This window comes from Micromonospora sp. CA-259024, from assembly GCF_050936255.1.
Lineage (GTDB): Bacteria > Actinomycetota > Actinomycetes > Mycobacteriales > Micromonosporaceae > Micromonospora.
On sequence record NZ_JBNJND010000001.1, the window covers coordinates 3,727,820 to 3,747,067 of the forward strand.

The window sequence follows — 19,248 nt, forward strand, 5'->3', positions numbered from 1 at the left end:
TTATCCAGCCGGGAAGCTGCCGGTCAGCCGAACTAGTCTGAAGGGGTGCCGATTCGGTCGGACCAGGTGCGAACGCCAGGGTCACGTCCGCGCTGGTGGTGTGGGAGACGGCCATCGTCGGATCCGGTTTGATGTTAGGCGGCAATCTGGGTCGGGTCTGGATGGTTGGTGGTGTGTTGGTCTGGCTGGACGGTGACGAGGCGGGCTTTGGCGAGTAGTTCGATGCCCATGTAGCGGCGGCCTTCGGTCCATTCGTCGGTCTGCTCGGCTAGGACCGCGCCGACGAGGCGGATGATCGCCGGTCGGTTGGGGAAGATTCCGACGACGTCGGTGCGGCGGCGGATCTCCTTGTTCAGCCGCTCTTGCGGATTGTTCGACCAGATTTGGCGCCAGATCTCGCGAGGGAATCCGGTGAAGGCGAGGAGGTCGTCGTGGGCGTCGGCGAGGTGTTCGGCGGCGGCGGGGAACTTCGTGTCGATGGTGGTCACGACGCGGTCGAACTGGGCTCGGACGGCGTCGGCGTCGGGTTGGTCGAAGATCGTCCGGACGAGGGTGCGATCCACGGCTGGGCCGACTTGGGGACCTTCGTGAGCAGGTTGCGCAGGTAGTGGGTGCGGCAGCGCTGCCAGGCCGCGCCGGGCAGGGCGGCGCCGATCGCGGCGACCAGGCCGCGGTGGGCGTCGGAGATGACCAATTGGACACCGGACAGGCCGCGGGCGGTCAGCGACCGCAGGAACGCCAGCCAGCCGGCGCCGTCCTCGTCGGAGGCCACGTCCAGGCCAAGGACTTCGCGTTGTCCGTCAGCGTTGACGCCGACGGCGATCAGCGCGTGGACGTTGACGGTGCGCCCGTGCTCGCGGACCTTCATCGTCAGGGCGTCCATCCACACGAACGTGTAGTGGGCGGCGTCCAGCGGCCGATTGCGGAACGCCTCGACCTGCACGTCCAGGTGCGCGGCCATCTCCGACACCTGCGACTTCGATAGCTGCCGGATGCCGAGTTGCTCCACCAGCTTCTCCACCCGACGAGTCGAGACGCCGAGCAAATACGAAGTCGCCACGACCGAGACCAGGGCCTGCTCGGCCCGCCGGCGATGCGTCAGCAACCAGTCCGGGAAGTAGCTGCCAGAGCGTAGTTTCGGGATCGCCAGGTCGATCGTCCCGGCGCGGGTGTCCCATTCCCGCACCCGGTATCCATTGCGGGAGTTGACCCGCTCCTCGCTGCGTTGCCCGTAGCCGGCGCCGCAGACCGCGTCCGCCTCGGCGGACATCAACGCCTGCGCAAACGTCTTCACCATCGCCTGCAACACGTCCGGCGACGCGCCCTCGATCTGCTCGCGCAGCAGCTCAACAGGGTTCACACTCTCAGATGCGGCCATCGCGTTCTTCTTCCTTCTCTGACTTGGTCGTCTTGAAGGATCACGCGATGGCCGTCTCCTATCTACGCAACACGCCCATCACGGGCAAGTCGTACACCACTCCCGTGGACGCAACCAACGCCAGCAACAGTTGCCGGGACATCGCTACTGGTCAGCGGCATGGCCGCGACACGATCGGTTGAGCTCTTCGGAAGGGCGACCACTTCGCCGGTCTGCACCCAATCTGCTACCAACGCAAGCCCCAGCCGCTCCACCCAGTCCTTACCGCGCCGACCTGCTCGCACTCCCCCACCAGCCACCATTGACAGCGCTCGACGTCTGCCCGGGAGCTGTTGAGTACTCCGCGGTGGCCGTACCCACTCTGAGCTGGGCAAACGCATAGTCGTAGGCAGGGGTGGGTGTAGTTGAAGGCCGTTCGACCTCGGCTGCCGACGGCGCCGGCTCCCGCAGCCAGATCGGTCGAGTGGGCAACGCGCTCAGGGGCACCGCGCCTTGTCTCCGGCATGAGCAGATATGAGCCGGACCAGCGGCGTAGCTCGCACCGGCGGGCACTGGGTTCTACCGTCTCTGCCTACGGTGCAGGTTCCAGTACGACGACCGGGATCTGGCGGGTGGTATTCCGCTCGTAGTCGGCAAAGCCTGGATACGCGGCCTTCTGCGCGCTCCAGATCCGTTCCCGCTCGTTCCCGGCGGCAACTCTGGCGACCAACTCGAACTTATCCGTACCGATCTCCGCTTGGGCCTGCGGATGAGCGAGCAGGTTGTAGTACCAGTCGGGATTACTGGGCGCACCGCCCTTGGACGCGAACACGGCGTAGCCGCCGTCCACCTTCTGGTACATCACCGGGTTCACGCGAGGCTGGCCGCTCTTGGCCCCGAGCGTGTGCAACAGCAGCAGCGGCGCGCCAGCGAACTGACCGCCCACCTGCCCACCGTTAGCGCGAAACTCAGCGATGATCTTGTCGTTCCAGTCGCTCATGCCTTCTCCTTGCCTCCGCGCACCGGCTCCTTAAACACGATTCTGACAGTCTCAACCGGGGGCGTGACACTGCGAGCACGCACCAACGAGCCCGGCGGCGACAATGCGTAGCGCTCGGTTCGCGGCAGGCGCGGACGTCGAAGGCTGCGATGTTTGGCTTCCGTGCGGCCGAAGGTGCTGGCTGGCTCAGCGCTTGCAGGTCCTCGGGCCGTGCAAAATTCCGGTGCCGATGGGTACAGCGGTGGCTAGCGTACGCAGATGAGCACTATCCCGATGGCCGGACTGCGGCTGCGGTTCTTCACCGATCCGGGCGAGTTCCTGGCCGCTGCGGGTGACTACCTGGGCACCGATCCGGTCGTCAGCACAGTCGTGACCACCGTCGCGCACCGGCTGTTGTCGCAGCGGGCCGAGGGGATCTCGCAGCCCGACCGCAACTGGTGGCTGGTGGTCAGCGATGATTCCGGCGCCGTGGTCGGTGCCGGGATGCGCACCGCGCCGTATGCCCCCTACCCGCCATTCCTGCTGCCCATGCCCGACGAGGCGGCCGTTGCGCTGGCCCACGCATTGCACGAGCGCGAGGAGGAGGTACTCGCGGTCAACGGAGCCCTGCCTGCCGTTGAACTGTGCGCCGCCGAGCTGGCCCGGCTCGGCGGGGGTCGAGTCCAGGTCACCCAGCACACGCGGCTGCACGAACTCGGCGAGCTGGCGTGGCCGCCACCTGTGCCTGGCGGCTTGGTGGTCGCGACCCAGGACGACGTGGGACTGGTCACGCAGTGGTTCGCCGGATTCATGGGCGACGCCGACGAACAGGCGGGTCGCCCGCGCGGTACCAGTGCGCACGAAGTGCCCGACCGGTCGGAGATGCTGCGCCGGCTCCAGGCCGGACGGCTGTGGTTCTGGGTCGACGAGACTGGGGAGCCGGTGCACCTCACCGGAGCCAACCCACCGGCGTTCGGGGTGGCCCGCGTGGGCCCGGTGTACACGCCGCCGGCCCAGCGCGGGCGTGGTTGGGCCAGCAACGCGGTCGCCGAGGTTTCCCGTCGAATCCAGGCCGAGGGCGCGCGGGTCTGCCTGTTCACCGACCAAGCCAACCCGACCTCGAACAAGATCTACGCCGCCCTCGGCTACCGGCCGGTCGTCGACATGGCCAACCTTGTCATCGTCCGCTGACGCCGAATGCATCGCGGCTACTTATCTAACTAGATCTACGACCCGTGCCCGGCCAGGCTGGGTCGAGGTAGCTGGCGGGTTCGCTCTCTTCGCCGCTGTCCACCGGATCCGGGGGTAAGCAGCACAGGCGAGGCTCCCGCTCGGGGCATCGGATCTTGGTCGACTGCGGTCTTACCTGGAGCCTCGCCTTCATCGATCTTCGGGCTCGCCGCACCCCTGGGCTGAAAGGTATTTCACGGTGGTCCACATCATGTTGTAGGTGCACCGGTAGGACGACGACGGCGCTGCCATGTCGACCAATCCTGGTTGCCCCTAACCTAATTCACGTTGTCGGTCACCGCGATCAGCTGCGGAGGGTGAGGTCGTTGGCGAAGCTCAGCCGGCGGCTGGTGGCCCATGGCACCGCGTGTGCCTGTCAGTTTGTCCGCTCGGCCGGCACCCGGCCCATAGCCTGGCTTCATGACCGAATCGGACGGGCAGTCGCAGAGCGTCCGCACGGTGATCGTGGCCGGTGCCGTCAACGTCGCTGTCGCCGCGGCCAAGGTGGTTGCGGGTCTACTCTCGGGTTCGGCGGCCGTGCTGTCGGAAGCCGCGCATTCGTTCGCCGACACCACAACCGAGGTGCTGCTGTTCGTGGCGCTGCGTCGTGGCGGCCGCCGGGCCGACCCCGGGCGCCCTTTCGGCTACGGTCGGGAGAGCTACATCTGGGCGCTCCTCGCCGCGGTCTTCACCTTCGTCAGCGGTGCCGGCTTCTCCATCACCCACGGCGTGCACGTCATCGCATCGGCCAAGGAGACTGGAGATTACACCGTCTCGTACGCGGTGCTGGTCGTCTCCTTCGTCCTGGAGTCGGTGTCCCTGATGCGGACGGTGCGGCAGGTACGGCGCCGGGCCAAGCGCTGGGGCATCAGTCCAGCTAGGGTCCTGCGGCGCACGCCCAACACCGCCATCAAGGCGTTGTTCCTGGAGGACAGCGCCGCCCTGATCGGCCTGGGATTGGCCGGTGCGGGCCTGGGCCTCGCCGAGCTGACCGGTGACCCGGTTTGGGATGGCATCGCATCGGTCGCCATTGGTGTACTGCTCCTCGTGGTGGCCACCATTCTGGCCCGCAACAACCTCGCCCTGCTCGTCGGCCGGTCAGCAAGGGAGCCAGTTCAGGACGAGATTCGCCGGGAACTGGCCGCCCTGCCCAACGTGCAAGGCATCGTGGAGCTGCTGACCCTGCAGCTCGGTCCCGACGACATTCTCGTTGTCGCGAAGATCGATTTCGCCGACCAAGTCAGGGCCGCCGACATCGAGGACGTGGCCGACGAGGCCCGACGACGGCTCACCGCGCGTAACCCGGCGATCCGGTTCGTCTTCCTCAACCCGACGGGCGCCGGCTCCTAACCCGCGGGCAGTTGAGGATGGACCATTGACGACCTGGCCAAGGAGCGACCGGCGCAGTCAGGCAGCACCTGGCGACGTAGCGCGAGCGGCAGACGCCGACCATTTGAACCGTGAGAGGTCCGAGCTCGTCGCAGCAACCGTGGCAGGCTGCCGTGACGACATGCGCCGCTGATCCCCGCATTGAACTCCTGAAGTGCTTTCAGTGTGGCCAGGAGCAGGTCGAGGTCGGTACTGCCGGGTGACAGGTCCGAGACCTGGGTATACGACCTGCATTGTGGACCGGCGAGTGGGCGGACCACCGGACCGGCCGCCATGAGTCAGCCCCTGAGCCATAGCCCGGGGGCACCCTCTCGTCACGCGGCACCGGTAGCGGTCGGCCCAACTCCTCAACTGGCCAGCAGGCCCGCTCGATACCGCCAATCAGGCCACTCAGCCGGGCGGGTCCATAGCCGTCCGCATCGAGAACCAGCCGCGCTGCTCCCAATGTAAGCCGTCCATACGGATAAGCCCGTTACCAGCTACTCCGGCAACGGGCTACTGACCTGCTCAAACTGAGGGTGGGCGATGCTGGTATCGAACCAGCGACCTCTTCGGTGTGAAACAGGACGCCGCACCGACTCTGACGTGCGGCAACGTGGAGCCGCAGGCAGGGGTGGGTGCAGTTGAGCGCCGTTCGATGCCGTTGGACGCAGTTCAAGGCCGTTCAGGGCACCCCGCTGCTCCCAACCTGCTCCCCCCACCGGGCTCGCACCGGGCCGCCGACCGATCGTGAGCTGCCAGCCCAGTGCCTTGGTTGGCACCAGCGCTGGCTCCCGCAGCCGCATCGGTCGATCGGGGACTACATTGTTTCCCCAACGCTGTCCGTGGTGAGCGTGCGCAACGCCCTGGATGGCACGACGATCGGTCCCACCTCGGTGCAGGGCGTGACGGTGAATCCGCTGATCGGCTGGTGCCTGACCTACCTCTACAACTTCACCGGCCACCCCGCTATCTCGATCCCCGCTGGTTTGTCCAGCAACGGCCTGCCCGTCGGTGTGCAGATCGCCGGCAGAGGGTGGGCTGACCGTGCCGTCCTCGCGGCGGCCGCCGTCATCGAACGCCGACGGCCCTGGGCCTGCCTTCGCGGAAATTGCGCTCTTTCGATTTCTCACGCGGGCGTCCGCTACCTACCGGATCCGGCCGGGTTGCTCAGCCGGCGGGGGACCGGCGCGGGGTCCACGCCCCGGCCCGGTGGATTGGTGTGGAGCAATCTGGGAGATGCGGGGCCTCCCGAACTTTGCCAGAATTACCGTCGTTGTCAGACGGTTGCCCGCCTCGCCGCGCGTCACCCGCCGGCTCCGCCGCAAAGGAAATTGATCGTGTCGAGGGCACCTCTTGGCGCAATTTCTTGGGCCGCCGTCGGGATGTTTTCCGGTGGCCTTCTGCCCGGCGCAACATTGCTCTGCTCGCTCGGTTGAGCAATTTCTGTGAACGGTCGGAATGGTCCGTCGACTGCACGGCCGAATGGTTCTCGGCCCGTCGGCTGGGACGCTGTCAGCGTTGCTTCAGCGCCGGCCGGTCGACCGGCCGGCGGCGGTGCGCTCGAGCGTGCGCAGCAGCAACCAGTCCAGCAGTCGATCGGGCAGTAGCCGGGAAGCGGTGACGACGCTGCCGGCCTGCGCGCCCACGGCGTACCGGGTGCGGGGCCGACGGGCCGTCAGCGCCGCCAGGACGGCGCGGGCGACGGTCTCCGGCGGACTGCCGTGCCGCGCGTGGTTCTCCGCGAGGGCCCGGCCGTAGCGCAGGAAGGTGTCGCCGTAGTGCTGCCGGGCCACCGGGGGCAGCTCCGCGTACGCGGCTTCGACGTCGCGCATCAGCACGGCGGGAAGCTCGGTGGCAATGGCGCCGGGCTGGACCACGCTGACGTGCACGCCCGACGGCCGCAGCTCCCGCCGCAGCGCGTCCGACAGCCCTTCCAGCCCGTGTTTCGCGGCGCTGTAGGCCCCGATGAAGGGCGAGGCCACCCGACCGGAGACCGAGCTGACGTTGACGATCCGGCCGCGGGCGGCGCGCAGCAGCGGCAGGAACGCCTGCGTCACCACGAGCTGCCCGGTCAGGCCGACCTCCAGTTGGTGTCGGAAGTCGGCGGCCCGCATGTGCTCCAGCGGGGCGGGAAGCACGATCCCGGCGCTGTTGACCAGGCCGTACAGCTCACCGTCGGCGAGGTCAGCGGTCACCTGGTGTGCCGCTGCCTCGATCGATCCGGCGTCGGTCAGGTCCAGTCGGAGCGGGATCAGGCCCAGGGTGCGGGCCTCGTCGGCGTCCCGTGCCGCCCGCACCGCCGCATAGACCCGGAAGCCCTCGCTGCTCAGCCGGACCGCTGACACCGCGCCGATGCCACGGGACGCGCCGGTCACGACGACCGCGCGGCCGTTGCCGGCGGTAGGCGCCGCTTTCATGTCATTTCCCTTCCCCATGAGTGGGCGTCGACGGGGGGTCGTTGCCGCCCGTTCCAGGTGTCGTGCGTCGGCGTCAGGGACAGTGCGGGGGATTTCCAGGAAATCGCCAGGTGTATTTCTCGCCGGTCCGGAGATAAATTTATCAAGGACACTGTGATGAACGCCAGCTCCCCTCTACCATTCCCTTATGGAATCGACCGACTGTGCCGTCGTGATCGGCGCCAGCATCGGCGGGCTCGTCGCGGCTCGCGCCCTCAGTGACACCTACGCGCGGGTCGTCGTCGTCGACCGCGACACGCTTCCCGACCAACCGGTGACCCGCCGAGGAGTCCCGCAGGGGCGACACCTGCATGCCCTGCTCGCCGGTGGCCTGCAATCCCTGGAACGGCTCTTCCCCGGCCTGCGGCGGGACCTGGTCGCCTCCGGCGCGCCGATGGGGGACCTGCAGGGCGAGCTCTACTGGTACAACGACGGGCACCGGCTCTGCCCGGCCACCACCGGTCTGACCATCCTCGGCGCGAGTCGCCCGCTGCTCGAACACGCCATCCGGGCCCGGGTGGCGGCTCTGCCCGGCGTGGAGATCGTCGAGCGGTGCGAGGTGCTGGGTCTTACCACGACGCCCGACCGCATGCGGGTCACCGGCGTACGGATGCTGCCCGTGGGAACGGATGCGACGGAGCAGCGCGTCCCGGCCGACCTGGTGGTGGACGCTGGTGGCCGCGGCTCACGCAGCCCGGTCTGGCTGGAGGCGTTGGGTTACCAGCGTGCGCCAGAGGAGACGGTGCGCATCGACGTGACCTATGTGACCCGCTACTACCGGCGCGAGCCCGGTCACCTGCGGGGCAACTTCGGCGCGGGCGGAGGCGCGTATCCTGGCGTGCCGCGGGCCGGCGGGGTGTTCGCCCAGGACGGCGACCGGTTCGCCCTCTCGCTGACCGGGATGCTGGGCGAGGAGCCGCCGACCGACGACGCCGGCATGGCCCGGTACGCCGACAGCCTGCCCGCTCCGCAGATCGCTGAGATCATCCGGTCCGCGACTCCGTTGGACCCGCCCCGCAAGATGCGGTACCCGGCCAGCACCCGGCGGCGCTACGAGCGGTTGCGCCGCTTCCCCGAGGGCTATCTGGTCATGGCCGACGCCCTGTGCAGCTTCAACCCGATCTACGGCCAGGGCATGACGGTCGCCGCGATGGAGGCGTTGCTGCTGCGGCGGCTGCTCACCGCGGGCACTGGTCAGCTGGCGAAGCGGTTCTTCCGGCAGGCAGCGGAGATCATCGACAATCCGTGGTCCATCGCGGTCGGCGCCGATCTGCGCTTTCCCGGGGTGCAGGGGCGGCGCCCGCCGCTGCAGCGCCTGACCAACGCCTACATCGGTCGTTTCCACGCCGCGGCTACCCGCGACCCCGCCCTGGGTGCGGCCTTCCTGCGGGTCATCAACCTGATCGATCCACCGACGCGGCTCTTCGTGCCCGAGGTGGTGGCGCGCGTCCTCCGTGCCTCCCGGCAGCGCCCGGCGTCGGCCTGAACGGCCGGACGACCCGGATCGACGGCCGGGCGGACGACGGGTCGGGCACGGCTCAGGGCGACGGCGGTCCGGCCGCCTCCAGGGCGGCCTTGAGCCGGACCAGCGTGTGTCGCATCGTCTCGCGGTTGTGCTGCTGCCGGTCACGGACCCCGGAGGTCAGCGCACCGATCCGGCGTCGAGCCGGGCCGCGGTGGTCCTGCCAGGACTGGACGACCTCGGTCCCGCTGCCGTCCGGCGCGGCGACCAGGTCGAAGCGCCAGGTGGAGACCAGTCCACCCAGCCGGACGTCGAAGGCGAAGCTGTACCGTGTCAAAACCCCGTTCATGGCCGGACCTGGCACTTTGAAGATCGCGTCAAGCTGCCCGGTGGTACTCGTCGATCGAACCGCCGAGGCGTCGCCGGCGTCGTACAGGAGCATCCATCGCGATGACGACAGCCGGATCAGGGTTCGGCGGCAACTGCTGCCGGCCTTGATGCGGGCGGTGATCATTGAAGTGGTTCACGTACTCGCCGACCATGGCGAGGGCGTGTCGTTCGTGGTAGATCAGCAACCGGTCGGTGCATTCCTCGCGCAGGCTACGGCCCCAGCGTTCGATGAAACAGTTCGCCCGTGGTGTCCGCGGCGGGATCTTGACCGCCTCGATGCCCTCGGCGGCGAACACCTCATCGAACGTGCTGGTGTACTTGCCGTCGCGGTCGCGGATCAAGAACCGGAACCGGCTGGTCCGCACGCCGAGGTCCATGACGACGTTGCGGGCTTGCTGGACCACCCAGGTACTGTCCGGATGCGCGGTGATGCCGAGCAGGTGTACGCGGCGGGTGGCGACCTCCATCACGACCAGCACGTACAGCCGCTTGAGCAGGATCGTGTCGACGTGGAAGAAGTCGATCGCCAGCAGGCCGTGGGCTTGGGCGCGCAGGAACGTTCGCCAGCTGGTGTCTATCGTTCGCGGTGCCGGGCCGAGCCGCCGGGCGGCGAGGATGCGGCGGATGGTGCCCGCGCCGACGTGGTGGCCCAACTGCTGTAATTCGCCTTGGATGCGGCGGTGCCCCCAGCGCGGGTTGTCTTGTGCCAGCCGCAGGACCAGGTCCCGGACCTCGTCGTTGACCGGTGGCCGGCCGGCCTTATGCGGATGGGTCCAGTGTCGGCGGAGCAGCCGCCGATGCCAGCCAAGCAGCGTCGTTGGGGTGACCAGCCGGTGGGCCCGGACCGCTGTAGGTAGTAGCCGGGCCAGGGCGGACAGGATCGCCCGGTCCGGCCAGGACAACCGGGCTGGCCCTTGAGCTGTCGCCGCAGCACCGCCACCTCATGGCGCAGGGCGAGGACCTCGGCCAGCACCGCGGTGTCGCTTCGGATCAGCAGGCCGAGAGCACCGACGAGCCGGATCATCATCAGGTACAGCAGTCGAATCATCACACCGATGGTCGTTACCGTGGACCGGTAAATTCCAGCTCACCGTCTGTGCGACAAGTTCTGGCACGGTACAGGTTGGTCGGTCGCTGACCTGCCCGTCGCCGAGTTCGATGACCCGCCATACGCCGTCCGTTCGCAGGGCGAGGTCCACGATGACGAAGGGCAGGCCGAGCCCGGCGATCAACGGTGCGACCGGGGCCAGGTCGACCTCGACTGGCGCCGAATCGTTCGGGCTGTCGGGATGCGCTCCGCGTGCTTTTGTCCGCGTCCCGAACAGCGGAATCTCAGGATCGTCGGCGTGTTGCGGTGGCCATGCCGGGCAAGCCGCGCCAGCCAGCGTCGGAGCCCCGAGATCACCGTAGAGGTGCGTACTCCCTGACCTGCTTGTTCAAGGGTTAAGTCCAGATTCTGTTTGGTGCGCATGTACCCATCAGAGGTAGAACAGCGGCTCGTTTGACCCGTGTCCGTACGCTCGCGAATGTTTCGAGCACTATCGGGAGGACGATCTATGTCGATGTCACGGGCCGCGAGTGGGGACTTCGCCCGCATGCTCGATGCCACTGTCGGTGCCCTTCGGGCGGTGAGCCCACCGCCGGAAGACGAGGAAGCCTCCCGGCAGCGGCGGATCGGCGAGGCAGCGGATGGCCTGGTCTGTGCCGAGTTTGGTGCCGACGGTCGGCTTTCGTCGCTTGCCGTGGATCCGCGCTTAATGCGCCTGAGCTCCGCCGAGCTGTGTGACCGGATCGTCGAGGCGGTCAATACGGCGATCGACTCCATGCGTAGTGGCGCCTCCGCGCCGGGCGCTGCGGACCTTACGCAGCTCACCGAGCAGCTGCAACAGGTCCGGGATACGGCGGTGCCGCGGCTGAGCACGTTTCTGCAGACATTGACCGAGGCGCAGGCCCGGATGTCCGGCGGGAGTGCTAACCGGTGAACGGCTTCGAGGTGGAGCCCGCGGCCCTGCGGGCAGGCGGTGATCAGGTGATCGCCGCGGCCGAGCGGTTCATCGGGCAGCTGGAGAGTTTCGAGGCGCAGATGGCCGGCTACGGCGAGCCCTGGGGCGGCGACGACATCGGCTCGCTGATCGGGGTCGTGTACACCGGGGTCTCGGCCTGGGTGCTGGACTGCATCGGTGTGGCTGCCGAGGAGATCGGCGCGGCGGGCAGCGATCTGACCGTGATGGCCGACAACTACGAGTCGGTTGAGCACGAGACCGCGAACGCGATGCGCGACATCCTCGGAATTCTGGGGTGAGGGATGGGACTTCAGCTGCCGGGTGAGCTGGTCACCGCCCTCGGTTGGATCGGCTTTTCCTGGCCGGAGGGTGACGAGGAGAAGCTGTTCGAGATGGGGCAGGCCTGGATCAACTTCGCCGGGACGGTCGCCGACGCCTCTGGGGAGGCTGGCGCGGCCGCTGCGGCGGCGATGTCGCAGCAGAGCGGCGAGGCGATGCAGGCGTTCGCCCAGTGGTGGGCGAAACCGGAGAGCGGGCCAGGCACCCTCCCGGACTACGCGCAGGCGGCGATGCTGGTCGGCACCGGCCTGATCATCTGCGCCGGGATCGTGCTCGCGTTGAAGATTCAGATGATCGTGCAGCTGGCCATCTTTGCCTTCCAGGTGGCGCAGGCCATCGCAACCGCGGTCGTCACCTTCGGCGCGTCGCTGGCTGAGATCCCGATTTTCCAAATCATCACGCGGGAGATCGTCGGTCTGCTGATCGACCAGGTGATTGGGGAGCTGATAAGTGGCTAGCCGGGGCAGGGAGGGTGGCCGAAAGCGAGGTGGCGCGGCCAAGCCGAAGGAGGGCAACCTCGTCGGCGCGGCGGTGAAGAAGGCCTCCGCACCCCCGGTGAGGCGCAACAATGATCTTCCCGAGGTCACCATCCGGGTCCAGCGCAAAAGCACGCACCACCGCACCGACTTCGACCGCAAGATGGCCGCCTTGAAACGGCTGAGCGATCAGGGAAAGCTGTTCAAGCAGGCGAACCCGGTAGCGCGCGACACCAGCATTACCGGCGGGTTCAAAGACCGGATCATCCGGAAGATCCACAACAAGTACGTCAAGAACAACAAGGGCAGCGACGCGCAGAAGGCCAAAGACCGTGAAGCGGCCGAGCGGATGAAGCAACGGGTGCGCGACCAGAACCCCGATCATGTCTGGGAGCTGCAACTTGGCGGTCCTGACGAGGTCAGTAACCTGAAGCTGATGGACGCCGACACAAACCAGGACATCGGCACCCAGATCCGGGTGCAGATCATGAACCTGCCGGACGGCACGCCGATCCGAATAGAGGTAGTGGATTGAACCCCGATCTGCGGGAACTCATCGAAGAGCTGCGCGCCGACCTGGTGGCGGACGAGGACAACACCGTCAGCTGGGGAGAGATCAGCGCGGGCGCGCCGACCGACAAGATTCCGGAAGAGGTACCGCAGCCGGTACGCGAGCTGATGGAGGTCGCCGAGAGCATCGCGGCCGGCGGGTTCTACCTGCCCGGCATCTCCTCCTCAGCCCGTATGCAGAGCGGTCTGAAGATCATGCCGGAATACACCGGCGTCAGCGCCGAGCCCGACGAGTGGTTCTACCTCGGGCGCCTCAAGGAAGAGCCGCTGCTGCTGCGGCGCGACTCCGGCGCGGTCTGGTACTTCCCGCAGATCAGCACCGACGAGTGGTTCATGCGCGAGGCTTTCCAGGAGATCGCCCCGGACCTGGACTCTTTCCTCGCCTATTACGTGTTCGGCGCGGGCTACGCCGAAATCGGCTATGACGATGACGACTGGTGGCGGTTCCTTGAGGAGCAGGACCTGACCGCCCCCGGCGAGCAGGAGGACGAATGAGCGTGTCGCTGGCGGAACTCACCGCGCTCTGGGGCGCGGACGGCGTGATCGAGGTCCCGGCCGACCTGCTCGGCGACGTGCTCACACCGGGAGTCCTGCCGGCCGGTGCCGCTCTCCCGGTCGAGGTGCCGATCCTGTTCACCGCGGACGTCACCGCCCCGGGCATGACGCCGTTCGGCAAGCTGAAGATCGAGATTGGCGACGAGGGCCCGCGGATGTACGTCATCCTCGGCAGCTCGCCCGATGACGCCCAGATGCTCTACATCCTTGACTCGCAGAACGGTTCGGTCATCCTGCTGGACCTCGCGACGCCGAACTTCGAGCACGTCAACGCCTCGTTCGCTGCGTTCGTCGAGTTCCTCTATAAGCTCGGGCAGCTTATCGACACCGACCCGGGCGGCAGTGCCCGCGCCGAGCTCGCCGCGGCCATCCGCGCCGAGCTGACGCGGGTCGACCCGTCCGCATTCACCGATCCAGAATCGTGGTGGAGCATCGCCTTCGACCAGCTCGAGTCCACCGCCGCCTGACGCACCGAACGCGCGACCGTCAGCGTACGAGCTCAGCGACGAACGAGCTGCGCTGAAATGCGTGCCGGACGGCGGCCTCACCAATATCCCGAACGGGTAGCGCCGAGCGGGCCGGCAGACCTCCGGTCAAACGCAGGTCTGCCGGCCCGGCCGCTTACGCGCGAGTGGCAGAAGCCGCTGAGCGTCGTGATCACAGCCGGTCAGCGGGGTGACTCGCCACAATTCGAGCCGGTCCTGCAAGCCATCCGGGTACCTCGCCTTGGTCCGGGCAGGCCCCGCAGGCGGCCGGACCGGGTGCGGGCCGACAAAGCGTACGACTCCCGCCGCAGTCCTCGGCCGTCATCGAACACAAGCAGCACCGGCCCGACATTGAGTTCGTCGGGTTCGCCCGGCCGATGCCAGGCCAGCCGCACGACTTTCACGAGCCTGCGACCGACCAGCGTGTCCATCTGCGACCCTTCCTACTTGATGGGCACCTTACCGGCCATGCTGACATCTGGAGCAGTTCGCGCACCTCGACACGTGCGTGCAGGGGGCGCCACCAGGCGCGTACGGAGAGCGACGGAAGTTCATGCCTCTCAGCGCGCACGGTCGGCGGCAGATGAGCGCGCCCGCTAGTGGCGCCGTTCGGCCGGCCAGGACCCGAGGCGGGGTATTTCTTGACTCTCGACCCGGTCGAGGGCTGACCCTTCCTGGGTGACGTCTGAAAAGCGCGACCAACGATCAGTCCCTCTCGCGATTGACCTGGAGATGCTGCGACCGGTACTGCGCCGCGGCTGGGGAGCGGATACCTGCGACCCGCACGATGTGCAGGATTGGCACGCCGGCAACGCAGCCCGTGGTCAATGCGGGGTGACTGCCTTGATCATTCAGGACCTGCTCGGCGGAGAGCTGATCCTCGGCGAGGTCCTCGCCGGAGACGCCGAGGTCGGCTACCACTACTGGAATCGATTGGCCGACGGCCGCGAGGTCGACCTGACAGCTGACCAGTTCCAGCCACCGGAAGTCGTTGTCGGCGGTCAAGTCCAGCAACGCCCGCCGGGCCCACCTGAGCGATGCCGCCAGCAGTACGAGATCCTGCGGGACCGCGTCTTCGCAGCCCTCTACGGCGGCGATCCAACGCAATCCACGCAACAGTGACCGCCGGCGAACAGGCCGAGCGCACGAACGGCGGCATGAGCGGATGCCAGATCGCGTGCTGGTGCCAGCGCGGTATCAGGAGCCTTGTGCCTGGTCGACCAGGGCCTGCCCGAGCCCTTCAAGAAGCTTTTGACTGAAGACACTGTCGTGCGACGCTGAATGGAAATTGTGGAGGTTGCCCGCAGCCGCTCGGGCCATGGTCAGGATTTCACGTCTGCCATCAAGCGAGCATCCTCAATTCGGCAATAGCGGATGCCCAGCATCTGACGTCGGCATCGCCGGCAACGCAGATCGTGGCCGTATCCGGCGCCGCCGGTGTTCTATGGGATCAACTCAGCCACGGAAAGTGCTTCGTCCAGCCGACCAGCGGCCAGGTCGTCGTGACGGATCACGAAACTCCCGTCACTCCGGTAATAGAGCTCGTTGTCTACGGGAAAGTGGGCGAGCGACACCCACTCACTCGTCAGCCGGTGCGTTTCCTTCTCCACATGGGAATACCATTTCGCGACCGGGATGACGATCTCGCCGGTCTTCTCGCGCCACGCGAGGGTCTGCTCCGCAAAACTCTTGATTACCTCCTCGTCGGCATACCCGCCGATATAGGCGCTGGCGTACCCGTTGTCAGGCGGCCAGAGATCGTTGGCCAGAGCACAGAGTTCGTCAAGGTGCGGCAGGTCACGCTCGAGGTCACGGGCCAACTGCTGCTGGAAGGGCGACAGGTCGTCGTCGCCCTCCTCGTCCTCGTCGTCCGCCCCGAACCAACCGGGGAACTCCGCGCGCAGCGTGGCGACGACGTCGTACTGCTCGCCGACGAACGCGTCGTCGGTGGATCCTGCCGCCACCTCGGTATCGGTACCGGCCGGCACATACACGACTCGCCCGTACCTTCGCTCCCCGGTGGCAGCGGCCTGCTCGTGGTTCAGGAAGAACAGCAGCGAGCCGTCTGCCGGCAGGCCGAAGCCGTCGACTCTTGGCAGCACCGCACAGTCGACCGAGAAGATGAACGGCAACGGACTGACCCCGTCGGACGGCCAGTCCACGCCCACCGGCAGCCGGGGCAACCCACCGAACTGCCCCACCGGAACACCGCTGGATCCTCCGCTCAACCGGATCGACAAACGGAGGTGCTGGATGAATCGGCTGACCTCGTCGTCCGGGATGCCCAACGCGAGCGCTGCACGACGAAGCTGCCCCTGATGATCCATAGCGCAACATGGTGCCACGAGGGCGAGCCCGGCGACCGGGTGCCCCACGGCCCGCATGCGCTGTCGTCGGCATCGCTGCCGCCGTGATCGAGTGCGCACTACTCGGCATGAGCGGACGCCGCCCGACTGACCACTGGGAACACCATGGCTGACGCCTTCGGGTTCGCCGAAGAGGTCAATCCAGGAGAATCAACGACGCAGCATGCCCGTTACCTGGGCAAAGTAGAGACCCCCGGCGTGGCCACGGGGCCCGTTGAGCACCGTCTAGTGATCCCAGCCGCTCCCAACATGCTCCCCCTCCCCCATTCAGCGTCGACGACGAGGGCCTCGGTGCACGAGCAGGATCCCGAACGGCAGAGCGCGGGCCAGACGTCGAGCCGGTCTCCCACACAGCACCTGCCAGGCCTACCTGACCTCGGGAGTACGAGCTAGACCGTCTCGGTGCTAGGCCTTTCCGCCTGCCGCACCTGGTCTGCGCCTGAATGGAGGAACCCGACCAACAGATTGCCTTGATGCGCGATCGGATAGCTGGTCTTGCGGTCGGCCCTCGTGAAAATCGCGTTGTCCGGGTATGTCAGCCACTGATCGATGCGAGCAGCCTCAATCGGAGCACTCGCCCCTTCTGACAACATGATCACGAATGGCCGGAACACAATCGCCCAAAACGGAGTCGCCCTTGGACCCCGCTGGCTCGATCTATCGACAGTCACCGCCAGCACGGAATCGGTGAAGTAGGCCAACGTCCCCGTATCCGCGAGTGCCACATGCAAGCTATGCCTGGTGAGCGAAGCAGGACCCTTGGACTCGTAGGCAGCAATCAGCTCCGGGCGTTCATCTCGAAGCTGTCGCGTGCCCTGCACGGCGAGAATCATGCCGATGACCTGCCGCGCAATCCGCCCCGGGTGCAGGCTGACTCCGCCGCCAGCGGCGATGCCCCTGCCATGCTCCATCGGTAGCCAAAACGCTTCAGTCTCTGACTTAGCGAGTAGCCAAAGATCGTTGTGATCCCAGCCGAAAGCCGCGTGCATGGCGGCAGCCGACTGGCCAAGCAGTCCGAAAACATCTTCTCGCCAGGTTGCGTACGCCTGAGGAAGTCCCCGCTTGCTGGCGCCACCGTTGCAGTCGAGGCATAGGGACGGGATGGTGTGCCCTTTGTCGTAGCTCCGCAAGACCTTCAGCGCGCCGTTCACCTCGTTGTAGACCGTGATCGGCTCAGCGTTGCCAGCGGATTTTGGTGGCAAGTGCTCCTCGGTCATCCGAGCCTCAGCGCCGCAATGACGACACCAGTCCACTTTGATCACCAGACCAGACTACGCAGCGTCCTTTGCAATGCCCAGCGACTATGGTTCCGGGAAAGGCGGGGACCACAATCGCTGCTCAGGTGACAGATGCTGAGGAGACTTCCCTCGGGCCGCAGAAGGCGACGACCCCGCCTACCTCCCCTGCCGAGGGGTTGATCTGACCCGGCAGCATCACCATGATCGATGGGATGTTACTCCCACAATCTCCGGCGCCTGCACGTGCAAGGCGTCATGGGGCACGAGCGGCCGTCGACCACGCTCAACCTCTACACCCACCGATCGGAGGGGCGAGATCAGCGCATCCGCGACGCGTTCGCTGACTCATAGCTGACTCATGACCATGGCCAACAGGCCAGTCAGCAGGAAAGGCACCCCCCGTAGGGGGTGCCTTTCCTGCGTATATAGAGGGTGGGCGATGCTGGTATCGAACCAGCGACCTCTTCGGTGTGAACGAAGCGCTCTCCCACTGAGCTAATCGCCCTCAGCGCCACTGACTCTACCCGATCGTGGAACCGGACCGGAAATCCGGGGTCAGTGCGTCGCGAGGTACTGCATGACCTTGGCCACCAGATCGATGCCGAGGCTGTACTTGAGCGACAGCCAGACCACCGTGGCCACGAAGACCAGGCCGACAGCACCGAGCGCGATTCGCACCGCCAGTGACTGGCGGGTCACCCACTGCGTCCAGCCGTGTACGTGTCGGCGGGTGAAGCCGAGCAGCCGGCGCGCCCAGTGGTATTCGACGGCCCAGATGCCCAGCCCGGCGATGACCAGCAGCCAGCCCGGCCCGGGCAGCGGGATGAGGGCGATGCCGATGGTGACCACGAGCGCCCCGGCGATCGTAATGAAGATCTTGAGGGCGATCCGGCCGGTGGGGTTGGCTCGGATCAGGTCGAGGGTCATCGAGATTCGTTCCCGCCAGCGAGGGCGGCGCGGCGGGTCCTGCACGACGGTTGCGCCACCGCCACGACCAGGGCCGTCGAACGACCGGCCCGCGTCTCCATCCCGGCCCGGATCGCTGTGCGACCGACCGGCGTCGCCACCACTGCGGCGATCAGCGCCGGACCCCGGCCGACCGGCCCGTTCGGGCTGCTCCATCGGCACTCCGTACCCCCGCTTTTCGGCTGCTCGGACCACGACGTTCGGCGGGCTGGGCGCCGCCGACGGATCCACTGAGGATCGCTTCGTCACCATTTCACCCCCCAGTGTCGCGCGGGCCCGTCACTGCAACGGCCGACTGGACGTTACCGGAGTAAGTCGACGACTGAACCACCCGATGCCGGGCGGGATCACGCACTGGGCAGAACCGGAAATCCTACATGAATCCTCACATTCACGCGGCCTTTCCGTCCCCCTTCCCACCACTGGGTGAAGTCAGCGTATGGCGGAGCGTAGCCAGGAGTAGCACCTGAGTATGGGAAAAGCGGGACACGCGCGTTCCGCAGCGGTGCCGGGGGGAGAACGTCCATGAGTGTCATCCGACCGACGACCGTAGAGGTCGAGACGTCGCTAAGGCTCGTCGCACCTGACGCCACCGCTTTGCCGGTGCGTGCCAGTCTGCGTTACGACCCTGCTGACCCGTATGCGGTCCATGTCCTGTTCCATGCCGAATCTGCCGGCGGCGAGGCGGTGAGCTGGTCCTTCGCCCGCGAACTGCTGGTCACCGGCCTGGATGAGCCAGCCGGCATCGGGGATGTGCGGGTCTGGCCCTGGGCCACACCGCGCGGCGACTTCGTCGCGCTGGCCCTCTCGTCACCGGACGGCAACGCCCTCTTCGAGGTGCCGCGCAGCGTCCTGGTGCGTTTCCTTCGACGGACCTACGTCGTCGTCCCGCGCGGCCGTGAGGCCGAACACCTGGACGTCGACACGGCGGTGAACCGGCTGCTCGCCGGTCGCTGATCACCGCCCGAACGGGCAACACCGGCCAACCCGGGGCCGCGCGGATCT

Annotated in this window: 21 protein-coding genes, 1 tRNA gene and 1 pseudogene; 13 read left to right on the forward strand and 10 right to left on the reverse strand. The window is 67.1% G+C overall.

The features are described from left to right. Nucleotides 1-134 precede the first annotated feature (134 nt). A pseudogene (locus ACQEUX_RS16380) lies at nt 135-1,378 on the reverse strand (IS256 family transposase). Nucleotides 1,379-1,425: 47 nt separating this feature from the next. On the opposite strand from ACQEUX_RS16380, the gene ACQEUX_RS16385 reads away from it, so the two are divergent. Continuing rightward, nucleotides 1,426-1,560, forward strand: a complete 135-nt coding sequence (locus ACQEUX_RS16385; RefSeq protein ID WP_433047955.1) for a hypothetical protein — start codon at nt 1,426-1,428, stop codon at nt 1,558-1,560. 389 nt (nt 1,561-1,949) lie between these two features. On the opposite strand, the gene ACQEUX_RS16390 is transcribed toward ACQEUX_RS16385, so the two are convergent. Next, on the reverse strand, nt 1,950-2,357 hold the full coding sequence (locus tag ACQEUX_RS16390) for a nitroreductase family deazaflavin-dependent oxidoreductase (protein ID WP_433047958.1): 408 nt from the start codon (nt 2,355-2,357) through the stop codon (nt 1,950-1,952). A 258-nt stretch (nt 2,358-2,615) separates the two neighbouring features. On the opposite strand from ACQEUX_RS16390, the gene ACQEUX_RS16395 reads away from it, so the two are divergent. From ACQEUX_RS16395 to ACQEUX_RS16405, 3 genes are all read left to right on the forward strand, one after another. After that, nucleotides 2,616-3,527 (forward strand): GNAT family N-acetyltransferase, encoded by a 912-nt coding sequence (locus ACQEUX_RS16395; RefSeq protein WP_433047961.1) that lies wholly within the window; start codon nt 2,616-2,618, stop codon nt 3,525-3,527. Nucleotides 3,528-3,986: 459 nt separating this feature from the next. Then, nucleotides 3,987-4,916 (forward strand): cation diffusion facilitator family transporter, encoded by a 930-nt coding sequence (locus tag ACQEUX_RS16400; RefSeq protein WP_433047964.1) that lies wholly within the window; start codon nt 3,987-3,989, stop codon nt 4,914-4,916. 656 nt (nt 4,917-5,572) lie between these two features. Continuing rightward, a complete protein-coding gene (locus ACQEUX_RS16405; RefSeq protein WP_433047967.1) occupies nt 5,573-6,373 on the forward strand; it encodes an amidase family protein in 801 nt (266 codons plus the stop codon). 87 nt (nt 6,374-6,460) lie between these two features. Here ACQEUX_RS16405 and ACQEUX_RS16410 read toward each other — a convergent pair whose 3' ends face one another. After that, nucleotides 6,461-7,354 carry an SDR family NAD(P)-dependent oxidoreductase gene (locus tag ACQEUX_RS16410; protein WP_433047970.1) on the reverse strand — a complete coding sequence of 298 codons (894 nt, stop codon included), beginning with the start codon at nt 7,352-7,354 and terminating at the stop codon, nt 6,461-6,463. A 187-nt stretch (nt 7,355-7,541) separates the two neighbouring features. Here ACQEUX_RS16410 and ACQEUX_RS16415 point away from each other — a divergent pair, with 187 nt between their 5' ends. Then, nucleotides 7,542-8,879, forward strand: coding sequence for an FAD-dependent oxidoreductase (locus ACQEUX_RS16415; protein ID WP_433047973.1), 1,338 nt, complete (start codon nt 7,542-7,544; stop codon nt 8,877-8,879). Nucleotides 8,880-8,931: 52 nt separating this feature from the next. On the opposite strand, the gene ACQEUX_RS16420 is transcribed toward ACQEUX_RS16415, so the two are convergent. From ACQEUX_RS16420 to ACQEUX_RS16430, 3 genes are read right to left on the reverse strand one after another with little or no spacing between them, the layout of a single operon-like run. Next, nucleotides 8,932-9,204, reverse strand: a complete 273-nt coding sequence (locus ACQEUX_RS16420) for a hypothetical protein (RefSeq protein ID WP_433047975.1) — start codon at nt 9,202-9,204, stop codon at nt 8,932-8,934. Nucleotides 9,205-9,232: 28 nt separating this feature from the next. Continuing rightward, nucleotides 9,233-10,147 carry an integrase core domain-containing protein gene (locus ACQEUX_RS16425; RefSeq protein ID WP_433047977.1) on the reverse strand — a complete coding sequence of 305 codons (915 nt, stop codon included), beginning with the start codon at nt 10,145-10,147 and terminating at the stop codon, nt 9,233-9,235. Nucleotides 10,148-10,186: 39 nt separating this feature from the next. Further along, nucleotides 10,187-10,630, reverse strand: a complete 444-nt coding sequence (locus tag ACQEUX_RS16430; RefSeq protein WP_433049880.1) for an ATP-grasp domain-containing protein — start codon at nt 10,628-10,630, stop codon at nt 10,187-10,189. Between the two features lie 171 nt (nt 10,631-10,801). Here ACQEUX_RS16430 and ACQEUX_RS16435 point away from each other — a divergent pair, with 171 nt between their 5' ends. The 7 genes from ACQEUX_RS16435 (at nt 10,802) to ACQEUX_RS16465 (ending at nt 14,795) form a co-directional block, all read left to right on the forward strand. Then, nucleotides 10,802-11,227, forward strand: a complete 426-nt coding sequence (locus ACQEUX_RS16435; protein ID WP_433047980.1) for a YbaB/EbfC family nucleoid-associated protein — start codon at nt 10,802-10,804, stop codon at nt 11,225-11,227. After that, nucleotides 11,224-11,547, forward strand: coding sequence for a WXG100 family type VII secretion target (locus tag ACQEUX_RS16440; RefSeq protein WP_433047983.1), 324 nt, complete (start codon nt 11,224-11,226; stop codon nt 11,545-11,547). The genes ACQEUX_RS16435 and ACQEUX_RS16440 overlap by 4 nt, the downstream gene beginning before the upstream one ends. A 3-nt stretch (nt 11,548-11,550) precedes the next feature. After that, nucleotides 11,551-12,045: a hypothetical protein gene (locus tag ACQEUX_RS16445; protein WP_433047986.1), complete on the forward strand. Its 495-nt coding sequence runs from the start codon at nt 11,551-11,553 to the stop codon at nt 12,043-12,045. After that, nucleotides 12,038-12,598: an endonuclease gene (locus ACQEUX_RS16450; RefSeq protein ID WP_433047989.1), complete on the forward strand. Its 561-nt coding sequence runs from the start codon at nt 12,038-12,040 to the stop codon at nt 12,596-12,598. Before ACQEUX_RS16445 ends, ACQEUX_RS16450 begins: the two co-directional genes overlap by 8 nt. Next, the gene (locus ACQEUX_RS16455) at nt 12,595-13,128 is read left to right on the forward strand and encodes an SUKH-4 family immunity protein (RefSeq protein ID WP_433047992.1); all 534 of its coding nucleotides are present in this window, start codon (nt 12,595-12,597) and stop codon (nt 13,126-13,128) included. Before ACQEUX_RS16450 ends, ACQEUX_RS16455 begins: the two co-directional genes overlap by 4 nt. Beyond that, on the forward strand, nt 13,125-13,655 hold the full coding sequence (locus tag ACQEUX_RS16460; RefSeq protein WP_433047995.1) for an SUKH-4 family immunity protein: 531 nt from the start codon (nt 13,125-13,127) through the stop codon (nt 13,653-13,655). The genes ACQEUX_RS16455 and ACQEUX_RS16460 overlap by 4 nt, the downstream gene beginning before the upstream one ends. Nucleotides 13,656-14,351: 696 nt before the next feature. Then, entirely contained in the window at nt 14,352-14,795 is a 444-nt protein-coding gene (locus ACQEUX_RS16465; protein ID WP_433047998.1) for a YunG family protein, read from the forward strand. 320 nt (nt 14,796-15,115) lie between these two features. Here ACQEUX_RS16465 and ACQEUX_RS16470 read toward each other — a convergent pair whose 3' ends face one another. The 4 genes from ACQEUX_RS16470 to ACQEUX_RS16485 all read right to left on the reverse strand — a co-directional run bounded on the left by ACQEUX_RS16470 (nt 15,116) and on the right by ACQEUX_RS16485 (nt 18,495). Then, nucleotides 15,116-16,000, reverse strand: coding sequence for a DUF1963 domain-containing protein (locus tag ACQEUX_RS16470; protein ID WP_433048001.1), 885 nt, complete (start codon nt 15,998-16,000; stop codon nt 15,116-15,118). 428 nt (nt 16,001-16,428) lie between these two features. Further along, on the reverse strand, nt 16,429-17,301 hold the full coding sequence (locus ACQEUX_RS16475; protein WP_433048004.1) for a hypothetical protein: 873 nt from the start codon (nt 17,299-17,301) through the stop codon (nt 16,429-16,431). Between the two features lie 409 nt (nt 17,302-17,710). Next, nucleotides 17,711-17,782, reverse strand: a tRNA-Val gene (locus tag ACQEUX_RS16480). A 50-nt stretch (nt 17,783-17,832) separates the two neighbouring features. Then, the gene (locus ACQEUX_RS16485; RefSeq protein WP_433048007.1) at nt 17,833-18,495 is read right to left on the reverse strand and encodes a TIGR02611 family protein; all 663 of its coding nucleotides are present in this window, start codon (nt 18,493-18,495) and stop codon (nt 17,833-17,835) included. 273 nt (nt 18,496-18,768) lie between these two features. Here ACQEUX_RS16485 and ACQEUX_RS16490 point away from each other — a divergent pair, with 273 nt between their 5' ends. After that, nucleotides 18,769-19,200: an SsgA family sporulation/cell division regulator gene (locus ACQEUX_RS16490; RefSeq protein ID WP_007457244.1), complete on the forward strand. Its 432-nt coding sequence runs from the start codon at nt 18,769-18,771 to the stop codon at nt 19,198-19,200. Nucleotides 19,201-19,248: the final 48 nt, after the last annotated feature.